Below are 24,571 nucleotides of genomic sequence, written 5' to 3' on the forward strand. Positions count from 1 at the left end.
GGTTGAGAGAATAGGCCCTGAAGGGTTAATTTTATGTTTACGCATTGAAATTACTATATAATTCAAGGTTGTACAAAAGCATGATTGCTTCAGAAAACATAACCCCACCAGCTGGTTACCTTGTGCGCTGCGACACGGCGCCGCATTCCTTGTTAAACCTGTTTCCACCCCCCATTGCTCCTTACCGAAAACTATGTGAATAGCTCTCACTATTGTGAGAAAGCCACACTTTTGGCGCTAATCGGCGATTTTAGAAAAAAAATACAACACCGTTTAAAATGGCGGTTTCTTTAGCCTTTCCTTTTATCTGCACCCTCGCTACCTAGTTGCAACTTTTCATGCGAATATGAAGCGGAACAAGACAATGAAGACAATTTTTGCAGCAGCACTTCTAAGCACAGCCCTTTCCCCAGTGGCTCTAGCTCAGGATTCAGAAGGCTGGACAGGCAATGCAGATGTTAATGCTCTCGTTACATCCGGTAACACATCGCAGACTTCTTTTGGTCTGTCAGGTAAGGCAACATATGCATCAGGCCTTTTCCGTCACACAGTTGGCGGTTATTATGATTTCAACAAAAGCAGTGGTGAAACAGACCGCGAGCGTTTTGGTGCAGACTATAACCTTGCGTATGATTTCTCAGAAAAGCTATTTTTCACAGCAACTGTTGCTTATGACAATGACAAGTTTGGTTCATTCCGTCAGCGTTTTTCAGCTAATGCCGGTCTGGGTTACAAAGCCATCACTAAGAAAAACTTTGACCTTACTCTAGAAGCTGCGCCAAGTGTTATCTTTACACAGAACCTTTCTGGCGAAGATTACGTGACAAATTATGCAGCTCTTGGCCGCAGTACATTGAACTGGAAAATCACAGATACAACAACCTTCAAAAACATCACCGAGATCAACCTTGGTGGCCGTACACTGATTGAAAACAAATCTGCAATTCAGTTTAAAATTACCAAAGCACTATCCAGCAAACTATCCTATGATATTCGCTATGATAATGATGCTCCAGCAGATCGCCGGAAAACAGATACTATTTTCCGCGCAGGCCTAAGCTACGGTTTCTAGGAAAAGATACATAAAGATCATTAAAGCCTGCACACCTTTTGTGCAGGCTTTTTTTTGCAAAACGCAAGAAACATTATGCTCTGCAATATTATTGAAACATAATTCCTTAATGTCACTGTCAAACCAATGATGCGTGATACGCTGTTGCTATATGTGGGAATTAGCATGTCTTCTAAATTATTTATGTCTGTAGCTTTCTGTGCACTTATCACAGCGTGCACACCTGAAGCACCAAAAGAAGAAACAACTGATGTCATTAGTATTCCAGTTTCAGGTGAAAGCACACCGTCTGCTGGCACTGCCCTTTCCGCCGTTCTTTGGGAAAATAGGGAGCAACCTAAACAATCCCTCATGTTTGCGGCTGTTGATGATGCCATTGAAATGTACGAAGCAAACGGCAAACGTAAGTTTCGGGCCAGTGGTCGTGCCTATACCGCGATAGACATTATCAAAGATTATGAAGAAGGCCGAGACCTTATCATCAGCCTGGACGGCCAGTACAACAGGGTTCACACGTATAATGTCAATCCACAAGCTGGCAACCTTAAACCCACCAATTTCAGTACCATCGAAAGCAACAGGCGAATAGAGAACATCTGCTCCTACAAAAGCACCAGAGACGGTAATAGCTATGTCTATACCCTTGGTGAAGATGGTTTTATTGAACACTGGCAGCTTGCAAAACAGAAATATGATGTTCTCACAGGCACCTTAGTTCGCACCCTGAAGGTAAGCACAGAACCTAAATTCTGTGTCATCGATCCAATGACAGAAACTTTATACGTTGCAGAAGAAGAAATTGGCATCTGGGCATTTGATGCAGCACCTGAAGGTTCTACCGCCCCAAGTTTTGTAGATGTGGTGAAATTTGGCAATCTTTCAGAAGAAGTGGCTGGCCTAGCCATTTCACGGCCTAACGATGGTACTGCTATTCTTCTTGCCTCCAATGTGGCAGATAACACTCTCAATGCCTATGACATCAATAATGATCATAATTTCCTAGGTGCTATTGCTCTAACGAGTACAGAAACGGTTGATGCCGTGGAAGCAGCTCAGGGTCTATTTGCCTCTACGTTCCTTGATACTCTCGTTGTGGCTGATGATGATAACGGAGAAGATCGTACAAACTTTAAGTTCGCCAAACTAAGTGATATCCATTCAGCCTTTTCTAAGAAAACAGAGCTCATCCAAAACCCAATCTCCGCCACCAGCAATATTGCTACTGTAACAGCCAATGTAGAAACTGCTCCGGTTGAGCACGGCGGTGATGCTGCTGATGACCCAGCCATTTGGGTGCATCCAAGCAATCCCGCTCTCAGCCTCGTTATAGGTACAAACAAGCAAGGCGGCCTTTATAGCTACACGCTGGACGGAAAAGTACACCAGTATCTGGCAGACGGTAAAATGAACAACGTAGACATTCGCTACGGCTTTGATTTGAATGGTGAAAAAGCAACTATTTTAGCTGCCAGTAACCGTGCAAATCGCTCGATTGCTCTATACCGAATGAATGAAGAAACTGGTATGCTATCAGATATAGCGGATGGCCCTCAACCAACGCGGATGGAAGACCCATACGGGCTTTGCATGTATCAAAGTACGGAAACTGGCAAAACCTATGTATTTATCAATGAAAAAGAAGGCATGGTGCGTCAGTGGGAGCTCGAAGCTTCAGAAAATGGAAAGGTTGCTACAAAACAGGTGCGTGAATTTAACGTTGGCTCAACCGCCGAGGGCTGTGTAGCTGACGATGATAACGGTATCCTCTTCCAAGCCGAAGAAGATGTTGCTCTATGGGCTTACGGGGCGGAACCAAATGCAGGCGATGCCCGCACTGAAGTCACCAGTATCGCGAGCAACAAAGCCTTAAAGGATGACCTAGAAGGCGTCTCTATCTATTACGGCGCAAATGGGGACGGATATCTCATTCAATCAAGTCAGGGTAACAACAGCTATGCAGTGTTTGACCGTAAGGCGCCCTATACATATCGCGGCAGCTACAGCGTTATTGGCGATATAGCTTCAGGAATTGATGGATCGTCTGAGACGGACGGCCTTGATGTTATCAGTACGCCTCTTGGCGAAGCATTCCCACATGGCCTGTTCATCGCACAAGATGGTCGGAATGTGATGCCTGCTGAAAAGCAGAATTTCAAACTGGTTGATTTTAAAAAAATCGCTGATGCCCTGAACCTTGAATTACACTCAGGTTGGTCACCTCGCAGATAAAAGAGAAGCCCAGCCATTTATCAGCCGGGCTTTTTCATTTAAAAACGGAATTGATAGTTAATCTGCAACAGGTTTTCCCGCTGGCTGATTGGTGTATTCTCAAAACCGCCTGCACGATCAGAGCTTGTATAAAGGTATTCTGCGGAAACAATATGATGCTTTGACGCGCGATATTTAATCGCAGTGGTCAATGCCCAACCATCTTCTGCAAGTGGTGGTGTAGTTGCAATGGTTGATGGATCGTTCTGATCAAAAAATTCAATCCGACTAGCAAGCTGAACACGACCAAACTCTTTCGCTACAAGTAAAGAACCTGTTGTAAAATTCGTACCAAAGAAGGAGCTTTCATCCTCTGTCGGCTGTACCTTGGTTTCACCAAACTGGAATTGCCCAATAATTGTCCAGTCGTCTGGCAGTTCAGGCTTCGCGGTTATATTAATAAAGCGCGCTTCCCACAAACGCCCTTCTGAACCTACCTGTCGGCTATTTGCCCTATTATCATAACCATACAAACGAAGCTCACCAAGGCCGGGCCTGGTCAAATTCACGCCGAGCGCAAAGCCAGGTCTGGCATCAGTTTCCACAAATGGACGGTTAACTCGGTCAGACCGGACACCTTCAATATCTGCAATTGGCAGATCACCTAAAAGCCCAATCTTGCTATCATTCAAGGTAAACCCGCGGAAGCCTAGAGCATCCCCTGCTCTATCATTACCGCCAAAGATCGTAGCTTGTATCTCAGCGTTAAGGGTTTCCCCTTTATACTCTGCAGTAAATTCCGCACCAATTGGCCTGATTTCTTCTGCAATCCATGTATTCGCCGCAGAATTGGTAATGGTATATTTATTACCCCAAGCTAGACCTTCGTTTTCAAAACTCACTGGAGGAAAGAAAGCCCCCGCGCGTACGCTATATTGCCACTGCCTCAACTGAACAGGCTTGTAGCGAAGGTAAGCTTCTACAATATCAACTTCTGACGATTGATCAGGGTTATGTTGAATATGACCGTGAACTGTAAAGCCATCTCCAAACTTAAGGCGACCGACTAAAGCAATTTCAGCTATTCGGAAACGTTCGTTACCGTTTTCACCGTCCCCGCCATACCGGAGCTTACCGAAGCCACCATCGAAAATTGATCTCTCGCTATCTGCAAAAGAAAGCCGGGCATTTACCAAACCATGTAAACTTGCATCAACATCGCTCTGTGCTTGCACAGACGCTGTGCCTCCCACAACACATAGAGCAGCTATAGAAAGATAACCTGAAGAAATTTCGCGTTTCATTGTTCCCACCGAGCATTATTTTTCTCAATTCTTAACAACCAACAATAATTTCTTCTAATCATTGATAATAAAGAAAGCGTGAACCCAATCAACTGTCTAAAAATGCAACCATTAATGCATATTGCAACACTTAGTCGCATTTCGCAAAAGTAGTATTTTTCAACAAATGATAAACTTATACTAAAAATACAACAAATACATAAGGTTACAAAAACACACCCAAAAATGGCATACTTGCACACCTCTTGCAAAGCATAGATCAAACAATCAGCAGAGTGCGATGGGCACTATAACCGAGTAGAGAGTCAGCTGAAACCAACCGTAGGGCCGTATTCCAAGGTTTCAGTTGGCTCCTCAAAACCGGAGAATAAAGAAAAAGAATGTAAGCAATTAGCCACAGCGAAAGACCAGGTGGTAACTTCCTCCCCACCACGGAAGGCAGACATCCCCACCACACCAGCTGCACCGCCACTTGATCTTTCGCTACCTCCCTAATTTATGTTCTGAGTTTCATACTTTCAGCTCGCTACCGATAACGTTGTCCCCCACGCCATTTTCAATTCCGGTAGCGAGCTTTTTTATTCTTAATAATTTTCCTATTCTTGACTAATCCTTCCTCGACGCGCACCATTCAGCGAACGCAGCAAATTTAACTGGCCTTATGTTTTCAAAATTTTTCAAAAAGACCACTCCCGCGGCCTCGCCACTGGATAAGAAGGTTACAGAGCTTTATATCCAGCATGAACTAGCGGATATAGGCTTTGAAGCAAAACCCGGCATCGCGCAGGAGACATTGGTTGCCGTGCTGATTAAATACGGGGAGCTGTTATCACAAACAGGGCAAACGGCTTTGGCGTGCAGACAGTTTGAATTGGCGGCAGATCTTACAGAAAAGCCGCTGCATGTATGGCATCAGTTTTGTTCTGCACTCCTTGCTCAAGGCGAATTTGAGATACTAGAACAAACTTGTCAGCATATTTTGGAAACTTATCCAGAAGATCACAATTCTCATGCAACGATCGCGGCTCTTATAGAAAAGAACGACGGCATCAAACCAGCTCAGTGGTATATGAAAAGTTTTCTCAGGAGGTGCGGCGAAAACTTTATCCCTGCGTCTGGGTCTGGCCTTGAAGAGCCTGCAGGGAAGCTTCTAATCACCTACGGGTATGAGAATACCAGATATGTTATCGGCAGGCGTAACAACGGCGATTTCAAGCGCGTGCGTAAAGGTGGACATTATATGCTTGATCATCTTCTGGAGGATCAAAGATATGATACCAATCATTATACGATACTGGATGAAAACATCCTGAAGGATAAAACTGCTCCGTCAAAGCCCTTTAACTTGATACTGAATGATATTGCCGACCCGGATTTAGAACTGCGCTCTCTGGAAACACTGGAAACCTTTCTTGAGGAACATCCAAGTATCCCTGTCATCAACGCTCCCCATATGGTCAAAGAAACAACCCGGGACAGTAACTACAGGCGCTTGAATGAAATCCCCGGTGTAAGGTTTGCAAAAACAGAACGGATTGAGGTCAGAAAAAGCGATATTGAAAAAGATGTAGCCCAAATTGCCGAAGCTATTCTGGCACTTGGCTATAGCTTTCCCTTCATTATTCGCCAAACAGGCACACATACTGCTGTCTCAACAGAGCTTCTTGAAGATAAAGGTGCCCTTGAAGCCTATCTGTTAGCCCTTCAAGAAGATGCCACGCTTTACGCCATTGAATATATAGAAAACAAATCAGATGAAGGGCATTACTCCAAAATCCGCTTCTTCTGTATTGATGGCACGCTTTACCCTGTTGTCTACCATACAGATCAGGTTTGGAATGTTCACGGTAGCAACCGAAAAACTTTCATGAAATCTTATGATTGGATGTTGGAACGGGAACAAAAATTTCTAAACAACCCACCTTCAGTTATTGGCGAGGAAATCTATAACCGTATTAAAGCTCTCCAGGATATTGTGCAGCTTGATTTCTGGGGTTTAGACCTTACCCTGATGCCTAATGGTGACATTCTCATCTTTGAACTTAACCCCGCGATGCGCCACAGCTTTGATCACGCTAAAACCTTCCACTATATGATCCCGCATATGCAGGCTATTAAAGATGCCTTTGGCCGTATGGTAGAGCGCAAACTGGCTGAAAAAGCATCTGTCTAACATCCATAAAAAAAGGCCCCGGCATTGCCGAGGCCTTTAAGGCTAAGTGAAAGATTTAATTAGCTCGTAGCTGTAGCTGCACTTTCAGGCAGGTCAGCTTTTATCTTTTCCACAGTAGCTACCGCTTGTGTAAGCGCTGAACGGCGATCTTTGAACCAGTTCTCATCTGGGATAAGCGGCGCAACCTCAAGGCCGTGCAACACTTTATCCACATCTTCGTTCACACCAGAAACAAACAGGGTCTTCCCGAGAGCTGAAGCATCTTCCACAATTGTTTCCACCGCTTTCGCTGCAGATAGATCAAGGAAAGGCACACGTTCAAAATCAAGGATAAGAACCTTCGCATTACCGTTGGCTTTCTCACGCACATGGTGACCAAGATCAGCAGCAGCACCAAAGCTTAGTGGGCCACCGAAATCAAACAGTGTTACTGCACCATTTGAGCTAGCAAGCAGCGCACGTTCTTCATCACTTTCGATTTCGCGCTCTGTAACATTCAGGCGCTTAAGCTGTTCTTCAGAAAGCTGTTTGATGAAAGCAAGAGCCGCAAGAACAACACCCACAGCAACAGCTGTGATAAGGTCTACAAACACTGTCAGGCCAAGTACGAGAGCCATAAGAATGAGATCCCAGCGCGGACCACGGTGTGCACGCTTCAGGTAGCTCCAGTCAATGATATCATTACCAACTTTAATCAGGATACCAGCAAGAGCGGCATGCGGAATAAGTGAGGCAAACGGCGCTAGAACAAGAGCAACCGCAAGCAGGATCAAACCATGAACCATGCCTGAGATTTTGAACTGTCCACCAGAACGGATGTTAATCACGGTACGCATTGTTGCACCAGCGCCCGGCACACCACCGAATAGGCCAGCAACAGAGTTACCAATACCCTGACCAATAAGTTCTTGATCTGAGTTGTGGCGAGTACGGGTCATGTTATCTGCAACAAGAGATGTTAGAAGACTATCGATCGCGCCAAGAAGAGCCAGAAGGAAAGCTGCTTCAAGAACGATTAGGACAGAGTCTTTTTCAAAAGCTGGCAGAATGAATGAAGGCAGACCAGTTGGTACATCACCGAGAATTGGCGCACCCTCAAAGGCAATACTGATAATTGTAGCTACTACAAGTGCAGCAAGCGGCGCTGGTACAATCTTGCCAAGATTTTTAGGCCACATAAATACGATAGCAAGCGTTACAACACCAATAGCAAGAGCAGTCAGATTAGGGTCAGCAACCGCACCAGGAATAGCCTCAAGAGCAGCAATTGTACCACTGGAAGAAGGTTCATGACCAAACAACCGGGACGTTTGCAGCGCGATAATAATCACACCAATACCGCTCATAAAACCTGACACTACAGGGTATGGCACCAAACGGATAAGCTGGCCGACTTTCATCAAACCGAAAGCGATCTGAAGCAAACCCGCGAGTACTACCGCAGAGAATACAAGCGCTGGGTTACCGCCCAGGCTGGCATAAACACCGGCAAATACAACAACCATAGGGCCTGTCGGGCCAGAAATCTGGCTACCAGTGCCACCAAATAGAGCAGCCAAGAAACCAACAATAATAGCGCCGTAAAGACCAGCAATTGGTCCAGCGCCTGATGCCTCACCAAAGGCGAGAGCAAGAGGAAGCGCAACGATACCGGCGGTTAGACCGCCCATAACATCGCCGCGCAGATTAGATGTATTGATAAAACTCATCGTTTAATCCTTTGCGCAATGCTTATTCAGCAGCCACCGCAGCTTGCTGCGATAGAAGCTCGAAAGAGCCTGAATTTTCGTTGTGAGCGTAGATAGAACCTTCACCGATATCATAAACCCAACCGTGCAGGCGGAGTTTACCTGCAGCCATAGCTTCAGCTACATATGGGTGTGTTTTCAGATGCTGAAGCTGCAGAACAACGTTTTGTTCAATCACTTCGCGAAGAAGTTCTGGGTTTTCAGCGTCAGGCTTGTTTGCCTTCGCAACTTTAACCGCCGCATCAGAGTGTGTAAGCCAGCCACATACATGTGGAAGTGCTGTAAGCGCTTCTGTATTCATCGCGCCTTTCATAGCACCACAATCCGTATGACCGCACACAACAATCTCTTTAATGCCAAGAGCTGCCACCGCATATTCAATGGATGCTGTATTGCTTTCACCACCTGCAGCGTATGCCGGAACAATATTCCCTGCATTACGACAAATGAAAAGATCGCCAGGATTTGTTTGCGTAATCATAGCAGGATCAATCCGGCTATCCGCACATGTCACCATCAATACTTCAGGGCTTTGGCCTGTCGCTAACTCACTAAACAGTCCATTATGTTCTGGGAAAACTTCGTTTTTAAACTTCAAAACGCCGTCTACAATCTTTTCCATGTCTACCTCATAATTTTACAACTAGGGTTCTTTGGCCCATTTATAAAATGTTACTTCATACCATTTTCGGTATTTAGGTTGAGGGCGATGTAAAAACAATTGGCTATTTTAGCGAATATACGATAGATAAATACTATCACCTAAACTTAAGGCTCAAAAGCGATGAACGTTGGTCAACCCACCATCAAACAGTTGAAATACCTACACTGTGTTGTGATGACGAAGAGTTTTCGGCAAGCTGCGCTCACGTTAGGGGTATCACAACCTACTATCACCGCACAGATTGCGGCACTCGAAGAAAACCTCGGCCTAACACTGCTTGAGCGCTCCAGAACTGGTGCCCTACCTACAGCTGCAGCTCGTTCCATGCTACCGCATATCGAAACGCTGCTTGATGAAGTTAAGTCTATCCGCGATGTTGCGCGCTTTTCACTGGACAGCGGCGCAGGTATTCACCGCCTAGGCGTACCACCAACTTTGGGCCCATATTTCCTGCCAGATGTTATTCCAGATATTCATGCAGCTTACCCAACGCTTCGTTTATATGTTCGCGAAGAGCCCCCACGAGATCTTGAAAACGGTTTACTTGACGGCCGATTTGACCTGATTCTCACCACACTACCAATGGAGGTTACAGGGCTTACGGCTGAACCTTTGTTTAGAGAACCCTTTAAATTATGTGCCGCCCCAGACCATGAATTGGTTCAACGAAAGATAGTCCGAGCAGGCGATATCGCCAACGAAAGACTGCTTGCTATTGAAGAAAGACACCGTTTGTTCGAACAAATGCAGGCGCTGGCGAATAAATATGGCGCACGAATCATGCGCGATTACGAAGGTACAAGCCTTGATACAGTACGGCAGATGATTGGTACAGGTATCGGGCTAGCCTTCCTCCCGTCGCTCTATGTACGGTCTGAGATTGACCCAAGAAGTGATGTATCAGTTTTGAAGCTGAATGAATCTCCAACAGATCGTGAAGTTGTTCTGGCTTGGCGGCCAAGCGCCGCGCAACGAAACCTATATAAAGAACTTGCGTCCTTTATTAGGTCTCTTTGTAGCACTAAATTGAACGATTATCTGGAAGTATCCCAACCTTAAAACTACTCAGGTGGTGTGAAGGTTTGTCGCTGTACCTGGAAGGCTTGTCTTGCAGCTTGCAATACCGCACCAATACCAGCTGAATGCATCCTGCCCCGCACAGTCACCATCTGAATTTCACGGGTAAAGGGTAATCCGGGAATAGGCCTAACAGCCAGATCAGGCAGGAATACAGCAGATTCAGCCATCAAAGACATGCCGATGCCGTCCCTTATCATTGACTGAATCCAATCATCTCTATCGCTCGAGAATATCCGGTCCAGATGAATATCCTTCTCCAGAAGGAAGTTTCCTTCCTGCACGGAAAACTCACATCCAGTGCGTTCGATACAGGGCAAGCCATCCAGATCGTCCAGATCTACAAAACTTCGCGCTGCGAGAGGATGCTCTTGATGAAGAACGGCCATAACCTTTTCTTGATAAAGCGGCACAGCGTGGAAACGTTCATCAAAGCCTTTAGGACGCCCGCAGATAGCAAGGTCTAACTTGCCGTCATTCAGCATTTCCTGTAGTGCGCGTGCATTCCCGTTAGTGATTGAAACTTCAACACCGGCAAATAACTCTCTGATCTTTGCGATAAGAGAGATCAACCGTTCTGGCCCAATCGTACACATAAGCCCAACAGATACTGGTGTTTTTTCCAGCGCCTTATATTTTCGAGCGACTTCAACCAAATTCCCCGCATTGGTTTCAATCTCTTCAAAATACGGCAGTACCAATTTACCAAGTTCAGTAAGGTGCGAGTTCCCCCGCTCCCGCCTAAACAAGAGGCCACCTAACTGGGATTCAATAGAGCCAATAGTTCTGCTAACTGTCGGCTGGCTCACATTTAATATCTCAGCGGCCCGAGAAAAGTTCAGCTCTTGTGCCAACACTAAAAAAGTTCTGACTTGCTCAACATCCATACAAATTTGCCCTCGCAACTGGTTCCCCCTTTGCAAATATATCATTTCATCTTGTTCAGATAAACGCTGGATTTTATTCTCACCGCGTCTGCTTTAATAGAATTAGCGTCATAATGTAAGCAGGTACTCAATCAATACCCGCCGAGTGGACGCTTCAGAGATATTACGCCGGAATAGCACCGCCATTTTATTTCCTGGAACAAAGCCACTTACATCGCTCAAATGCATATCCAGTGTATTTTCATCCCAACTGAATTCAGCGGCTTTCATTGCTTTTGAATAACTGTACCCTTCAGCGGATCCCGCCTTTCTTCCTGCAAGTCCAGCTAAGGATGGGCCAACTTTATGTTTACCCTTCACTGTTGAGTGGCAAGCCTTGCACTGCCCGAAAATCCTTTCGCCAAGAGCTAATCGCTCTGCACTTTCTTTTGCTCGAGACATGGCCCCCGTCATTGCATCCATTTCCTTTTTAGCAAGCGGCGAGAAGTTTTTCACACTTTCACCAAGTGCCGGGTAGCCATACACATAAACCCAATCATTCTCTTTTGCAGGAACATGGCACCCAAGGCAGTCATCACGGTAGCCAGTTGCTACCTGATTTTTAGTATCGTCACCTTGAAACAGAGCCCATCCCCAACCATCACCCCAAAGGGCATTATTGGAAAACCTCCCAATACTATCTTTGATCATCACAAATCGTACAGCGGGTTTTTCGGCCCAATAAGCATTGCCAGTGGTATGTTCCGCATTAGAAGCCGAGACAACATCCTTAACCAACACTGTTCCATCAGGAAATTTGCCTGTGACAATGTAAGCTTCAGCAGCACCTTCAGAGGCATAGACATTATGAAGAGAACTTTCGCCTCGTTCTTCTCCAATCACTGCCCAGCTTCCAAGGTGCTGCCATGATTTAAAACCATAAGGGAAACTAATGTTTCCCTTATGGTCGACAAAGGGAGAAAATGTAGGGGTGGCCGTGTGATTGGAAGGCATCGATGTGGTTTGAGAGGTCCCATAGGAATGTGCCAATCCGGCTAGCGCAAAAGCGCAGCCAAACCCAATCATCGAAATCAGTCTGACAGACCTCTTTCTCACGGTTTTTCTCCTTTTGTCAGGGACACGTAGTTATTTCTTCTTTACGTCGCGCAACACTGGATAATATTGAGTGAATACCCAATCATCTGCTGCACTTGCTTCATGGCACGCATTACAACTATCTGTTGGAAATGCCTTCGCTTTTTCTGCATAAGGCGGTGCATGGTGGCCAAAACTGAAGTATGCCCAACCGCCTGGCTCATCCTTAAAACGCTTATTATCTTTCACTGTTAGCTCAAGGCCGGTAAACTCGCCTTGAAAATATCCTCTGCCGCTTACTTCCTGAGAGGAACCATCTTCAAAGTTACCATTTTCACTTTTGCGGATCATCGTAAGCTCTTTGGCAATCTGAGTGCCTTCTGGCCACGCACCATGCTTTTGGTAATAAGCAAAAGCTTTAGGCTCCACATATACATTGTGAAATTCAGGAAACGGTGCCTCCCCACCATTCAGCGCATTGGGGGTAAGTGGTGTTCCAACATAAACCCACTCGCGCCAGTTTTTAGGGGCATAAACTTCGCCTGTATCAGCAAACTTGGCCAAACTATCTTTTGGAAGCGTATCGGAGTATGCATAGAGCCCACTCCCCATAACAGCGGCAATCGTAACTACCGTACCTGCGGTTTTTAAAAACGGTTTCATCTTTACCCCTTTCCTAAAATTCACGGCATGTTCTTTTAAACAGCTTCAATAATTTCGGAGAAAAGGACGACGAAGTCCATATAGGCCAGAACAGAGTTTTTGTTGCTCAACCTCAGCTATAATTTTAATTAAGGCATTATAATAATTAGTATTTTTTGAATAACATGATCGTGAAAAAGGCTATACCAAAAGTGTATAGTGTTTATTCTTGGAGTAGACTTGACGCCGCTCTACATGCTCTTTTGGTTAACTTAGAAAGTAATATGTAAAAAGAATATCTGTTTTTATAGCCAACAAAAAAGCCCCAACCCAATAGGTTGAGGCTTTATAAATTTAGGTGCCTAACGGCAACTCTATTTAGTTATGACGTAGAGCTGGTTTCGCAAGTGGTGGTGCGAACTTGGTAAGGTTAATACCGTCTACCGCAGCTTTATATTCATCCATGTTTGGCGTACGACCAAGGATAGTTGAAAGCACTACAACAGGTGTTGAAGCAAGAAGGGATTCACCTTTTTTCTCTTCAGAATCTTCCACCACACGGCCTTGGAACAGGCGTGTAGAAGTAGCCATCACAGTATCACCTTTCGCAGCTTTTTCCTGGTTACCCATACATAGGTTACAGCCAGGACGTTCCAGGTAGAGAATATTTTCATATTCAGTACGTGCGTTATTCTTTGGCGCATCATCGTTGAATTCAAAACCAGCATACTTCTGAAGAACAGCCCAGTCGCCTTCTTCTTTCAGCTCATCAACGATATTGTAGGTTGGAGGAGCAACCACGAGCGGCGCGCTAAATTTAACTTCGCCCTCTTTCTCAAGGTTCTTCAGCATCTGCGCAATAATTTTCATATCGCCCTTATGCACCATACAAGAACCAACGAAACCAAGGTCAACCTTCTTATCGCCGCCATAGTATGAAACCGGGCGGATTGTATCGTGTGTGTAACGCTTCGATACATCTGCATTGTTTACATCAGGGTCAGCGATCATTGGTTCTGCAACTTCATCCAGATCTACAGTAACCTCAGCAAAGTATTTCGCATCTGCATCTGGCGTTAGCGCTGGGCGGCTACCGGACTTGATCTCTTCAATACGGTTGTCTGCAATATCGATAAGGCCCTGAAGCGTTTTCGCCTCATTTTCCATGCCTTTATCAATCATGATCTGAATACGGCTCTTAGCAATTTCAAGCGATTCAATAAGTGTTGCATCTTCTGAAATACAGATAGACGCTTTCGCTTTCATTTCCGCTGTCCAGTCAGTGAAGGTAAAGGCTTGGTCAGCTAGTAGCGTACCAATATGTACTTCGATCACACGGCCCTGGAATACGTTTTCGCCGAACTTCTTCAACATCTGCGCTTGTGTTGCATGCACAACATCACGGAAATCCATGTAATCTGGCATAGTACCTTTGAAAGTAACCTTCACAGATTCAGGGATCGGCATTGTTGCTTCACCTGTCGCAAGCGCAAGAGCTACTGTGCCGGAATCTGCACCGAATGCCACGCCTTTAGACATACGTGTGTGGCTATCGCCACCAATAATTACAGACCAATCATCCACTGTGATGTCATTAAGCACTTTGTGGATTACGTCTGTCATCGCGTGATATTCGCCTTTAGGATCACGCGCTGTGATAAGGCCGAATTTATTCATGAAGCTCATGAGCTTTGGAATGTTGCGCTGCGCTTTCACATCCCAAACAGAAGCAGTGTGACAACCAGATTGGTAAGCACCATCAACTTTCGGCGAAATAACTGTCGCCGCCATCGCTTCCAATTCCTGCGATGTCATCAGACCTGTTGTATCCTGTGAACCAACAATGTTTACCTTCACACGCACATCTGAACCTGCGTGCAGATCAGCGTCTGAAGATACGCCAACAGCGTTTCTGTTGAAGATTTTCTCAACCGCTGTCAGGCCTTGGCCTTCATTTGAAATTTCTTTAGATGCTGCGAACACAGCTGGCATATCAACACCCAGTGTTGTCGCCGCAAAGCTCTGTAGTTTCTTACCGAATACAATCGCGTAAGAACCACCAGCTTTGATAAACTCAACCTTCTGCGGTGTAAGCGAAGAAGAAATATCAACAAGCTCTTCACCAGCTTCGTTATATAGCTTCTGCGTTTTGGTATTGATGGTTAGAACTGTACCGTTATCAACAGAATAAGTTTGCTCAAGAACCGGATCACCATTACCGTCTAGAACAGTATTGCCATCTGCGTCCTGCTTCTTCACCCAGTTTTTCAGATCAATACCAATACCGCCTGTCACACCAACTGTTGTCAGGAAGATTGGGGAAATACCGTTTGTACCGCCAACAATTGGAGCAATGTTTACAAACGGAACATATGGGCTTGCCTTCTTACCAGTCCAAAGTGCAACGTTGTTTACACCCGACATACGAGATGAACCAACACCCATTGTACCTTTTTCCGCAACAAGCATTACGCGTGCATCTGGGTGTTGTTTTTGAAGTTCCTGAATTTCAACCTGCGCTGCTTCAGAAATCATGCACTTACCGTGTAGTTCACGGTCAGAACGTGAGTGTGCCTGATTACCTGGAGAAAGAAGGTCAGTAGAAACATCGCCTTCCGCGGTAATATAAGTAACAACCTTAATTTCTTCTTCGATATCAGGGAGCTTTGTAAAGAATTCAGCCTTCGCATAGCTTTCCAGAATATCTTTCGCAACCGCATTACCTTCAGCGTGAGCTGCTGCCAGGCGATCTGTATCAGCTTCATAAAGGAAAACCTGAGTTTTCAGAACATCTGCAGCTTGTGCCGCAATAGCTGCATCAGCACCCAGCGCCAGATCAAGAAGAACTTCAACAGATGGGCCACCTTTCATGTGTGAAAGAAGCTCAAACGCAAACTCTGTTGAAATTTCTTCAACAGTAGCATCACCAAGAATAAGCTCTTTCAGGAATGCCGCTTTTGCACCAGCCGCGCTCGTTGTACCCGGCAGAGTATTATATATGAAAAACTCAAGGGAAGCTTTTCTGTGTTCATTTGAAGTATCTTTAATCTGAGAGATAAGTTCATTTACTAGGGCAGCGTCTTCAATCGGCTTTGGATTTAGGCCCTGTAATTTTCTGGTTTCGATCTCATCAAGGTATTCTGTGTACAAACTCATGGCTATCCTGACAAACAAGTATTGAGTGGAACTTGAAACTCGGCTCGCAGAGGGGCCTGACGAACCGGATATAAGCGGTTTGCGCGCATAGTATTTCAACAGTCGCTGAGTTGCAAGATAGTTCAATCTGTTTCCTGTCAAGGGTAGCAACCATAAAACACAGGAATATCGCTGCTCCCGTCAGAAAATGAGAGTGACGTAATGAAAACAACATCAAAAGGAAGAAATGTTTTGTGAACCGTTCAACATTACCAGCGTAAAGAAAATAACTGTAAAAACGTAATTTGCTAAAAGGAAATAATTCGTGAGCTATATTAGGCCGTTGAGCGTTCTGACCTTTTGTCTAGCCCTTTCACCCTCAACCAATCTTTTAGCAAGTGACAATCATTTGAAAGCCGAAACTTGTATGAGCACTTCATCGGTAAATACATATGATGTCTACCGTAAAAACAAGAAAATCGGCTCACACATGATTTGTTTTAAACAAAATGGTGCTGAACTATCTGTATTTGCTGAAACACAAATGAAGGTTAAGTTTCTTTTTATCACCGCTTACAAATACACATATCAATCCCATGAAACATGGGTGGATGGTAAACTCAAATCCGTTAATACACGTGTAAACGACAACGGCAAAAAATCAGCGACCAGTGCTGTTGATGAAAGCACAAATGGCGAAACCCTCGAAAATGCTATCAATATTCCTTATGCGTTTTACACAACTAATCACTGGAATTCATCCGCGGTTATGCAACCCAGCCTATTCAACACGATAACTGGTGAATTAAACAAAATCTCTGTCGCTGATCGCATATGGAGCAAAGAATTCACTGAATATTCAATCGTCGGCGAACTCAATATTAACACCCGCTATGACGATGATAAAAATTGGATAGGTATGACCTTCAAACACTCCGATGGTAGTAAAATAGAATTTAGGTGTGTGGACTGTAGAAACACCCCAAGGATTAAAGCATCATGATTATTTGGATTACAGGAGCCAGCACTGGTATTGGCAGATCCCTCGCCTTAAAATACTGCGAAAACGGGGCGACAGTTTTCGCAACAGCCCGTTCTGCGGACAAACTAAAACAGCTTGGAAAAGACGCAGAGAATTTAAAAGGTTCCCTGTATATCTTCTCCGCTGATGTCACAAATCAATCGGATATAGAACAAGCCTATGGTTGGCTGGTTCAACATCTTGGCACCCCCGATAAAGCTATCCTGAACGCCGGTACTTATTTCCCGACACCTGCAGCAACGTTAAACGCCGAAGAACACGGAAAAATTATGGATGTGAACTATATGGGTGTGCTGAATTGTATGGAAACTATCCTGCCAGCGATGCGCGAAAGTAAGGCTGGTCAAATTGCCATCGTTGCAAGTGTGGCTGGATATCGGGGTCTTCCGAACGCGAGTGCTTATTCGGCTTCCAAAGCTGCATTGATAGCCTTTTCAGAATCTCTTAAAGAAGACCTTAAATCCGATAATATTGACCTTAAACTCATCAACCCAGGTTTTGTCAAAACACCACTTACTGATCAAAACGATTTTTCAATGCCATTCCTGATGGATGTAGAAGATGCAGTAGAAATAATTATCAACGGGCTGGAGAAGAAGGCATTTGAAATCGCCTTCCCTACTCCGTTTGCACTAATTATGAAATTATTGAATATTTTGCCGAATTGGGCTTACTTCGCTGTGGCTAGAAAGGTGATGCGCTAACTGTGCTTCTTCCTTTGTAAAAGTAAGGAACACAGTACCAATCTTAAATCCCCAACGGTAAACCGTCGCTTTGTTTAAAAGCGTGCCATCTGGCTGCAAAAACATCCAATCATCGAACTTTACTTTCCAGATGCTATCGCCCACTTTCAAATTGAATTTATATTTCCAGTTGAAGGCGTTCCCTGAAATCACCCCTTCTGCAACACCGATTATTTGTTGTGTAGTACCTGTGTATGTCACCGGGCCTGTTTTCTGGATATCCCATTGGCGGAATTCGGTCGAGCCGTCGATATATCGAAAGTCTTCTTTTAAGATTAGGGTTTCACCATCCCAGTTTCCTGTAATATCGACGGTAAATTGGGTCCGAACATTCCCAAATCTATCTTCAAATAATCCGACGGCTTTAGTGCTGCCCAGGAAATACTCCTCGAGTACAAAATCTGGTTGGTTGCTTTTAAAATCTTGCACATTCATGTTTGCCCCACACGCAGATAACCAAAGAATTAGGCTTGTTAGCCCGAAAATACGAAGACCGCGCATATTGCGTGCTCCCACTTGTTTTCATTGGTTTTTCTACGACTTTAGCATTGTACTAGATCACGATCTTTTATGGTAAATGGAGCCGTATAAAGCAGCCTCACGGTAGGTAATTTTATCAAGGCAGGAAGCCCCGCATACAGGACTGCGACAGCAAAGGCATATGCTGAACCATTTAGAAAAGAGCTCAAAACTTCAAGCACACCAAATGCCAACAGAATGGCAACAGCAAAGGCGATTTTTGATATCACACCCCAAATAGCAAAGTGTAGCGCAGCAAACCGCGAGCCATATTTCTTACTATAAAGCTCAGATGCATCAGCCAACATTGAAGGGCCAAGAAGTAACTCAGCAGCAAGAGCAAAACCTGTAAGAAAGCAAACAATAGCAAAACCGGTAACATCGCCCGGAGACATGAAAATAGCAGCCGGGAATATGATACTCACGGCCAACATACCAACGGCCATAACCTTATGTTTCAGGTATGTTTTAGCAACCCAGGAAAAAAATGGCATACCTAGTACCGCAGCTATAAAATAGATAAAGATCACAAACGCCTGCTCGGTGTCACTTCCTTCCAAAACTTCTGTCACATAGACTGGAAACAGTGCTGCAGGTACGGCACTTGCCGTAGCCGTTAAAAACCAAACCAAACACAAACGTCTGGTAAAAGGTACCTGAAGAATATTTTTTATATCCTCATAGGAAACACTGCTATTTGCTGCATCAAACTTGGGAGTTGGTACTAAGTACCACACGCCTAAAAAAGCTATCAAACCAACAGGAAACGCAACAGTAGTTATGTTTTCAAGTGCTGCCCCTTCCATAAGGAATGGCAGGGAAATCGCAAACAAGGTTCCAAAAAGTGAGAACACCTCTCGGAACATTACATACCGTGTATTTTCTGCATAACTTTTCGCTAAATCCGCAGCAAGCGCCATGTAAGGCACCATCACCATTGTCCAACCAATATATAAAACTGCGGACCAGGCCCCTAGATAAATTACAGAAACAATCTCTGGTGGGCGTGTAATAAAGAAAAGCGCTAGAGCAGCAATTGCCGCCCCAAAAACCATCCAACCTTGCCTGCGTTTATTTAACAGGCTGAAGCGATCACTCAAATATCCAACAATTGGGTCACTTATAACATCAATCAGCCGAGACAGAAAAAGAGCAATCCCCACCGCAATGTAACCCAACTGCTTATCTTCAGCATAATAAGCCGGGAGATACACTGCGAACGGAACCAATGGAAAAGAGGTTACAAACGCCGGAAACCCATACGCAACCAGTGTTAAGAAGCCATGCTTTTGCCTTTTCATTGGCTCAGCCAATGACGTATTGCTTAACACTTATTGTGTTTTGTAGAAAACCAGCTTCACAATAAGCGAGATAAAAGAGCCACATCCTGACAAAACGATCATCAAACCCTTGCTCTTTTACTGCGGGTAGCTGCTCTAAAAAGTCTGCTCGCCAGCATGCAAGAGTGCGGGCATAATCAAGACCAAAATCAAACTCATCGTGCACTTCCATTTGCGCACTACCAGTTTGTGTTTTAAATACTTTATCTGAAGGTAACATACCGCCCGGGAAAATGTGTTTCTGAATAAAGTCAGCACCTTTTCTATATGTTTCAAAGCGCTGATCATCGATGGTTATTACCTGAATACCAGCCTTACCATCCGATTTCAGAAGTGACTTTATCTTCTCGAAATACTGTGGCCAGAAAGCTTCACCTACTGCTTCCAACATCTCAATTGATACAATTTTATCGTATTGCCCCTGTACATCTCTATAGTCTGTAAGAGAGAAGGAAGCGTTTTCGCCGCCAGGCGCATTGGCCAAGCGCTGTTCAGCAAAGGCAAGCTGTTCCTTTGACAAAGTTATACAATCAATTTCACAGCCAATTTCAGAAACCGCGTATTCAGCAAAACCACCCCAACCACAGCCTATTTCAAGAACTCTATCACCTGGCTGTATGTTTAACTCTCTCGCCAGTCTCGCATATTTTTCTTTCTGTGCTGCCTCAAGGGAATGCTGATCATCTTTGAAAATGGCCGCAGAATAAGACATGGTTTTATCAAGCCAGAGTTTGTAAAAGTCATTCCCTAAATCATAGTGGTAAGAGATATTTCTTCGGCTACCGGCTTTGGTGTTTCGGTTCAATAAGTGTCTTAGTTTGTTAAGAAATTTAACGCCTTTAAAGGACGGCAATTTACTTTCCAGAGCTTCCATATTCAATGCAAGTAAACTCAAAAGGTACGTCAGATCGTTAGAAGACCACTCGCCCTCTGTAAAGCCTTCCCCTAACCCCAAAGCACCACTACTCATTGCTCTGTTAATTGCTGACCAGGAATGAATGTGCATTTGAGCTACCTTTGAAAAAGTAGGATCATTAGCTACACCTACAAAGGTGATCATCGCACCAGAAGGAAATATCACTTCCAGCTGACCTGTATGAATTTTAGAAAGTATCGACGCGAAGAATCTTTCTCGCCATTCGAGTTTTTGCTCCGCGGTGTGATTTACGAGTGATCCGTCCATAAAAGCCTCTGCGTTTAGCTATCTTCAGCCAGAGAATATTGCTTGTCAGGCGCACTTGGCTTTTTGAAAAAAGGAATGCCTTTGAACCAAATCTTCGCCGCCTCATAATGAATGGCGATTGTGGTCTTGAGCGTCACGAAAGGTATACGGATTAAGGCTTTAAACAGATTAGCCGCGGAGATTTTTTTTCTATCAGCTTGTAAATGAGCTGTCAGAAGACACTTCCCTGCCTTTTTATACTGAATACCTAAAGAGAGAGAGCTCAGAGAGAGTTTTTGATGAAATTTATATGAGCCTTCCACCTGAAAAAAAGGCGAAACATGAAGTTCTTTATCTGCGCTGTGTGGGCTTACCAATCCCGACCGATCATTAAGTGAGACCGCACTGCCATATGTAATGCGTTCGCCAAACGTATTGTGAACCTCGTAAAAAATCGCAACAAGCTCTTCACAATTACTCACGCAATAATAGGTCGTTATCGGGTTAAAACTGTAACCAAACACCCGAGGCATTGTTAGCATATAAATTTTGTTGATGGACTCTTGTAGCGTTAATTTTTCACTCTCTTTCAACAACTGCTCTTTTAAACCAACACCGCTTTCGTGCCCATAATCCTGCTTCCAGACTGAAAGAATATTAGTCCGATTATAGGATAATAGCTTTGACACTGTTTCTTTTTTATCAAGCTGATCAACATCCACCATCAAATAAAAAATCGGGTACCGAAAAGCATGTTTTTTAACATGCCGTCTTTTATGCCAGACATGACCAAGGAAAAGCCCTTCTTCAAATAAGCTAGCCATTAGGTCGCCTCTTCATGCAAAGGGATTAGATTGGGAAGGCCAATTCGTTTATTTTGATCCTTACGAGACCAAGGCCTTCTAAAACCGCTGATCATTTCGGCCACCGCCAAACCAGACTGGATACCATCTTCATGGAAACCATCACCGAGATATGCTCCGGCAAGCCATATATTATCGTGCCCTTGCGAAGACCAAACATCACCCTTTGCCGCCAGAGCAGCTTGGTCAAACACTGGGTGGTCATATTCAAATGTCCCATAAGTTAAATCAGGATCGATTGGCCTGTCTGGATTCAGAGTTACAATAACAGGGGTTTTAACAGGTAGATCTTGTAGCTGGTTCATCCAGTATGAGATTGCAGGCCTTTGAGTGTGAGCCCCTGTTCTTCCAATATAATTCCAGCTTGCCCAAGCTTTTTTGCGCTTCGGCATCAACGATAGATCACTATGAAGAACAACAGTATTTTTTGAATAACGAAGAGGTCTCAACAAATCTTGAAAATGATCAAAGCCTCTCAAAAGATTGCGGGCCTGATCAGAATGGCAGGCCAGAACTACCTGATCAAATATCTCTGACTTTCCCTGAGAAAACACACATACCTTTTCACCTTCCGGTGTAACCTTTTCAACACCTGCGTTCAGCCGAATATCACTGATACCTGAAAGCTTCTTTTCAATGGCTCTTACATACGAAACGCTACCGTTCACAACTGTTCGCCAGACTGGCCGGTTAGTAATCTGGGTTAAGCCGTGATTATTAAAAAACTTCAGGAAAGACTTAGCGGGGTACTTTAAAATATTATTATTATCGCTCGACCATATAGCCGCCCCCATAGGGGCTAAATGCCCTTCAATGAAAGCCTTGGAGTATTTTTCTCTTTCGAGTAACTCGCCTAGGGTTAGATCATTAAAAGCACTGTCATCGGCATACCTAGCGGATCGTCGGTAAAACTTTAGAATTCCAGATATCATCGACCAAAATTTAGGGAGAAAAATATTACTCGGCTGTGCTAGCAGCCCTCCTCCATCCCCTCCAGCATATTCAAAATTACCATCATCAATAGAAGCTGAAAAAGACATGTCTGTCTCTCGTGTCTCAATGCCAAGATGGTCAAAAAAAGCTGTAAGGTTGGGGTAATTCTGCGGGTTAAAAACTATAAAACCTGTATCTACAGGAAATTTCACGCCGTCCACTGTTATCTCAACAGTATGCGTATGCCCTCCTAGGTAATCGTTTGCTTCATACAGGGTTACATCATGCGATTTAGCTAGGTGCCAAGCTGCTGAAAGCCCGGAAATACCGGATCCAACAACAGCAATTCTATTCCCGATACCCTTCTGTGTCTCATGAGATTGTTCAGATTCCATCGAATAAATTTCCCGTTCGATCTTCTAGGAGGTTTTCCCCTCGTTCTTTCAAATCGTTACGGGCGAATGAATTAGTTAGATCATTCTTGCATTTTAAGTGATCCAAAAACTGATCTCTCACGTAACCACTGCATGAAACAAAACGCAATCATATCTCCTGTTTCCTCGCGAGTAGAGGTGCCTTGTCAAGACACACCCCCTTCCTTGACAGGGCATCTCTCTTCAGGTCATCATGATACGAGAGATGATTTAATCAGTCGCAAGGTGATCCCTATTACCCCTCTGGATAATAATTCGGTCGTTAGCTTCGAAGAGTTGGCCCGCTGTGTAGCTGAAAACAAAGATAAAATTGCTTTTGCAGAGCTATTTTCTCATTTCGCTCCGCGCTTGAAATCATATCTTCTAAAGCACGGTCTTCCCGACACAGTAGCAGAAGAAATCTCTCAAGAAGCTATGATTACGTTTTGGCAAAAAGCTGCGCTTTTCAATCCATCAAAGGCTAAGTTTTCCACGTGGATATTCCGCGTAGCTCGGAACCGCATGATAGATTTAAAGCGCAAGAAAAAGTATCCTGAAGTAAATGCCGATGATCATATGGCTCATCTAGTAGCTGCAGATCGCACTGATAAGCCACTTGAAGTGGCTCAAGATGTAAACCTGGTTGGCAAGGCACTTGTAAATTTAAATGCAGCGCAGAGACAGGTGATTGAACTTTCCTTCTTTGAAGAACTTTCACACTCTCAAATATCTGAGCGTTTATCTATTCCTCTGGGTACTGTTAAATCAAGAATAAGAATGGCGTTTAACACGCTTCGTAGAGAGTTAGGAGATAGGTAATGAACGCTCATGGCCTTATTTCAGATGAATGGTTGGTTTCTTATGCGGCAGGCGCCTTACCTGATGCACATGCCCTTATAGTAGCTTCGCATGCTCATTATCACCCCGCTCTCCAAAAAAGGATAGATATCGCTGAGGAGATAGGTGGTGAAATCATTTGCTCTGGTGACAAAGCAGATATTTCTCCAACTCTGCTAGAAGATACAATGGCAAAACTGGAGAGCTTCCCCGAAGCAATCAACAATCCCAAAATACGTTCGAAAAAAAATACCGACACTGATTTGCCAGAATGCCTACGAGATTATCTTGATGATAATCTAGACGATTTAAAATGGCGCATTATGGGGCCCGGCATGAAACAGGTAAAACTGGCTACAGGTCCAAAAGGCGAAAAACTATGGCTCCTGAGAGCCAGAGGCGGCACGAAAATCCCTCAGCATGATCATAATGGTTTAGAACTAACTCTTATTCTAAGAGGTAGCTATAATGTGGATGGGCACGATTTCATGCCTGGGGATATTGAAATAGCAGACCAAGATATTCGTGATCACCAGCCAATGATCAACGAAGGCGAGGACTGTATCTGTCTTGTTGTAACAGAAGCGCCTATCCGCATCCAAAGCCTTATGGGTCGGATGATGCAGCCCTTTATTGGGCTGTAGTTTTAGCTGGCCACTATCTTATTAGCCCTTATCGGTTTGACTTGCCAATAAATCACAATATTTCTCTCGCAAACACCATTAACAGCTATTT

General features: G+C 44.4%; 20 protein-coding genes. 8 read left to right on the forward strand and 12 right to left on the reverse strand.

What is annotated here, in order from left to right:
• Positions 1-364: 364 nt before the first annotated feature.
• Together KFE96_RS13340 and KFE96_RS13345 are read left to right on the forward strand one after the other, a co-directional pair.
• Positions 365-1,072: a YdiY family protein gene (locus tag KFE96_RS13340; RefSeq protein WP_255833054.1), complete on the forward strand. Its 708-nt coding sequence runs from the start codon at positions 365-367 to the stop codon at positions 1,070-1,072.
• A 165-nt stretch (positions 1,073-1,237) separates the two neighbouring features.
• Positions 1,238-3,301: a phytase gene (locus KFE96_RS13345; protein WP_255833056.1), complete on the forward strand. Its 2,064-nt coding sequence runs from the start codon at positions 1,238-1,240 to the stop codon at positions 3,299-3,301.
• A gap of 38 nt (positions 3,302-3,339) precedes the next feature.
• Here the strand turns inward: KFE96_RS13345 and KFE96_RS13350 are convergent, their stop codons facing one another.
• The gene (locus KFE96_RS13350) at positions 3,340-4,584 is read right to left on the reverse strand and encodes a porin (RefSeq protein ID WP_255833058.1); all 1,245 of its coding nucleotides are present in this window, start codon (positions 4,582-4,584) and stop codon (positions 3,340-3,342) included.
• Positions 4,585-5,245: 661 nt separating this feature from the next.
• Here KFE96_RS13350 and KFE96_RS13355 point away from each other — a divergent pair.
• Positions 5,246-6,757, forward strand: a complete 1,512-nt coding sequence (locus KFE96_RS13355) for a lipopolysaccharide assembly protein LapB (RefSeq protein WP_255833060.1) — start codon at positions 5,246-5,248, stop codon at positions 6,755-6,757.
• A gap of 59 nt (positions 6,758-6,816) precedes the next feature.
• Here KFE96_RS13355 and KFE96_RS13360 read toward each other — a convergent pair whose 3' ends face one another.
• Both KFE96_RS13360 and KFE96_RS13365 read right to left on the reverse strand, forming a co-directional pair.
• Entirely contained in the window at positions 6,817-8,466 is a 1,650-nt protein-coding gene (locus KFE96_RS13360) for a SulP family inorganic anion transporter (RefSeq protein WP_255833061.1), read from the reverse strand.
• A 22-nt stretch (positions 8,467-8,488) separates the two neighbouring features.
• Positions 8,489-9,127 (reverse strand): carbonic anhydrase, encoded by a 639-nt coding sequence (locus KFE96_RS13365; protein ID WP_247021171.1) that lies wholly within the window; start codon positions 9,125-9,127, stop codon positions 8,489-8,491.
• A 162-nt stretch (positions 9,128-9,289) separates the two neighbouring features.
• On the opposite strand from KFE96_RS13365, the gene KFE96_RS13370 reads away from it, so the two are divergent.
• Positions 9,290-10,228, forward strand: coding sequence for a hydrogen peroxide-inducible genes activator (locus KFE96_RS13370; protein WP_255833063.1), 939 nt, complete (start codon positions 9,290-9,292; stop codon positions 10,226-10,228).
• Between the two features lie 2 nt (positions 10,229-10,230).
• On the opposite strand, the gene KFE96_RS13375 is transcribed toward KFE96_RS13370, so the two are convergent.
• The 4 genes from KFE96_RS13375 to KFE96_RS13390 form a co-directional block, all read right to left on the reverse strand.
• Entirely contained in the window at positions 10,231-11,133 is a 903-nt protein-coding gene (locus KFE96_RS13375) for a LysR family transcriptional regulator (RefSeq protein WP_247021167.1), read from the reverse strand.
• 108 nt (positions 11,134-11,241) lie between these two features.
• Positions 11,242-12,198, reverse strand: coding sequence for a cytochrome P460 family protein (locus KFE96_RS13380; protein WP_370650593.1), 957 nt, complete (start codon positions 12,196-12,198; stop codon positions 11,242-11,244).
• A 60-nt stretch (positions 12,199-12,258) separates the two neighbouring features.
• Positions 12,259-12,870, reverse strand: coding sequence for a cytochrome P460 family protein (locus KFE96_RS13385; protein ID WP_255833065.1), 612 nt, complete (start codon positions 12,868-12,870; stop codon positions 12,259-12,261).
• Between the two features lie 357 nt (positions 12,871-13,227).
• Positions 13,228-16,005, reverse strand: a complete 2,778-nt coding sequence (locus KFE96_RS13390) for a bifunctional aconitate hydratase 2/2-methylisocitrate dehydratase (RefSeq protein ID WP_255833066.1) — start codon at positions 16,003-16,005, stop codon at positions 13,228-13,230.
• A gap of 304 nt (positions 16,006-16,309) precedes the next feature.
• Between KFE96_RS13390 and KFE96_RS13395 the strand changes: the two genes are divergently transcribed.
• Both KFE96_RS13395 and KFE96_RS13400 read left to right on the forward strand, forming a co-directional pair.
• Positions 16,310-16,987 (forward strand): DUF6134 family protein, encoded by a 678-nt coding sequence (locus tag KFE96_RS13395; protein ID WP_255833067.1) that lies wholly within the window; start codon positions 16,310-16,312, stop codon positions 16,985-16,987.
• Positions 16,984-17,730 (forward strand): SDR family NAD(P)-dependent oxidoreductase, encoded by a 747-nt coding sequence (locus KFE96_RS13400; RefSeq protein ID WP_255833068.1) that lies wholly within the window; start codon positions 16,984-16,986, stop codon positions 17,728-17,730. Before KFE96_RS13395 ends, KFE96_RS13400 begins: the two co-directional genes overlap by 4 nt.
• On the opposite strand, the gene KFE96_RS13405 is transcribed toward KFE96_RS13400, so the two are convergent.
• The 5 genes from KFE96_RS13405 to KFE96_RS13425 are packed head-to-tail and all read right to left on the reverse strand — an operon-like array spanning position 17,671 to position 22,981.
• A complete protein-coding gene (locus KFE96_RS13405; protein WP_255833069.1) occupies positions 17,671-18,270 on the reverse strand; it encodes a DUF3833 domain-containing protein in 600 nt (199 codons plus the stop codon). The genes KFE96_RS13400 and KFE96_RS13405 overlap by 60 nt on opposite strands.
• 41 nt (positions 18,271-18,311) lie before the next feature.
• The gene (locus KFE96_RS13410; protein WP_255833070.1) at positions 18,312-19,589 is read right to left on the reverse strand and encodes an MFS transporter; all 1,278 of its coding nucleotides are present in this window, start codon (positions 19,587-19,589) and stop codon (positions 18,312-18,314) included.
• A 4-nt stretch (positions 19,590-19,593) separates the two neighbouring features.
• A complete protein-coding gene (locus KFE96_RS13415) occupies positions 19,594-20,811 on the reverse strand; it encodes a cyclopropane-fatty-acyl-phospholipid synthase family protein (protein WP_255833071.1) in 1,218 nt (405 codons plus the stop codon).
• 14 nt (positions 20,812-20,825) lie between these two features.
• Positions 20,826-21,614, reverse strand: a complete 789-nt coding sequence (locus KFE96_RS13420) for a DUF1365 domain-containing protein (RefSeq protein WP_255833072.1) — start codon at positions 21,612-21,614, stop codon at positions 20,826-20,828.
• On the reverse strand, positions 21,614-22,981 hold the full coding sequence (locus KFE96_RS13425) for an NAD(P)/FAD-dependent oxidoreductase (RefSeq protein ID WP_255833073.1): 1,368 nt from the start codon (positions 22,979-22,981) through the stop codon (positions 21,614-21,616). Before KFE96_RS13425 ends, KFE96_RS13420 begins: the two co-directional genes overlap by 1 nt.
• Before the next feature lie 132 nt (positions 22,982-23,113).
• Between KFE96_RS13425 and KFE96_RS13430 the strand changes: the two genes are divergently transcribed.
• Entirely contained in the window at positions 23,114-23,818 is a 705-nt protein-coding gene (locus KFE96_RS13430; protein WP_255833075.1) for a sigma-70 family RNA polymerase sigma factor, read from the forward strand.
• Positions 23,818-24,480: a ChrR family anti-sigma-E factor gene (locus tag KFE96_RS13435; RefSeq protein ID WP_255833076.1), complete on the forward strand. Its 663-nt coding sequence runs from the start codon at positions 23,818-23,820 to the stop codon at positions 24,478-24,480. Before KFE96_RS13430 ends, KFE96_RS13435 begins: the two co-directional genes overlap by 1 nt.
• Positions 24,481-24,571 lie beyond the last annotated feature (91 nt).

Origin of the sequence: Kordiimonas sp. SCSIO 12603 (assembly GCF_024398035.1) — a bacterium.
Lineage (GTDB): Bacteria > Pseudomonadota > Alphaproteobacteria > Sphingomonadales > Kordiimonadaceae > Kordiimonas.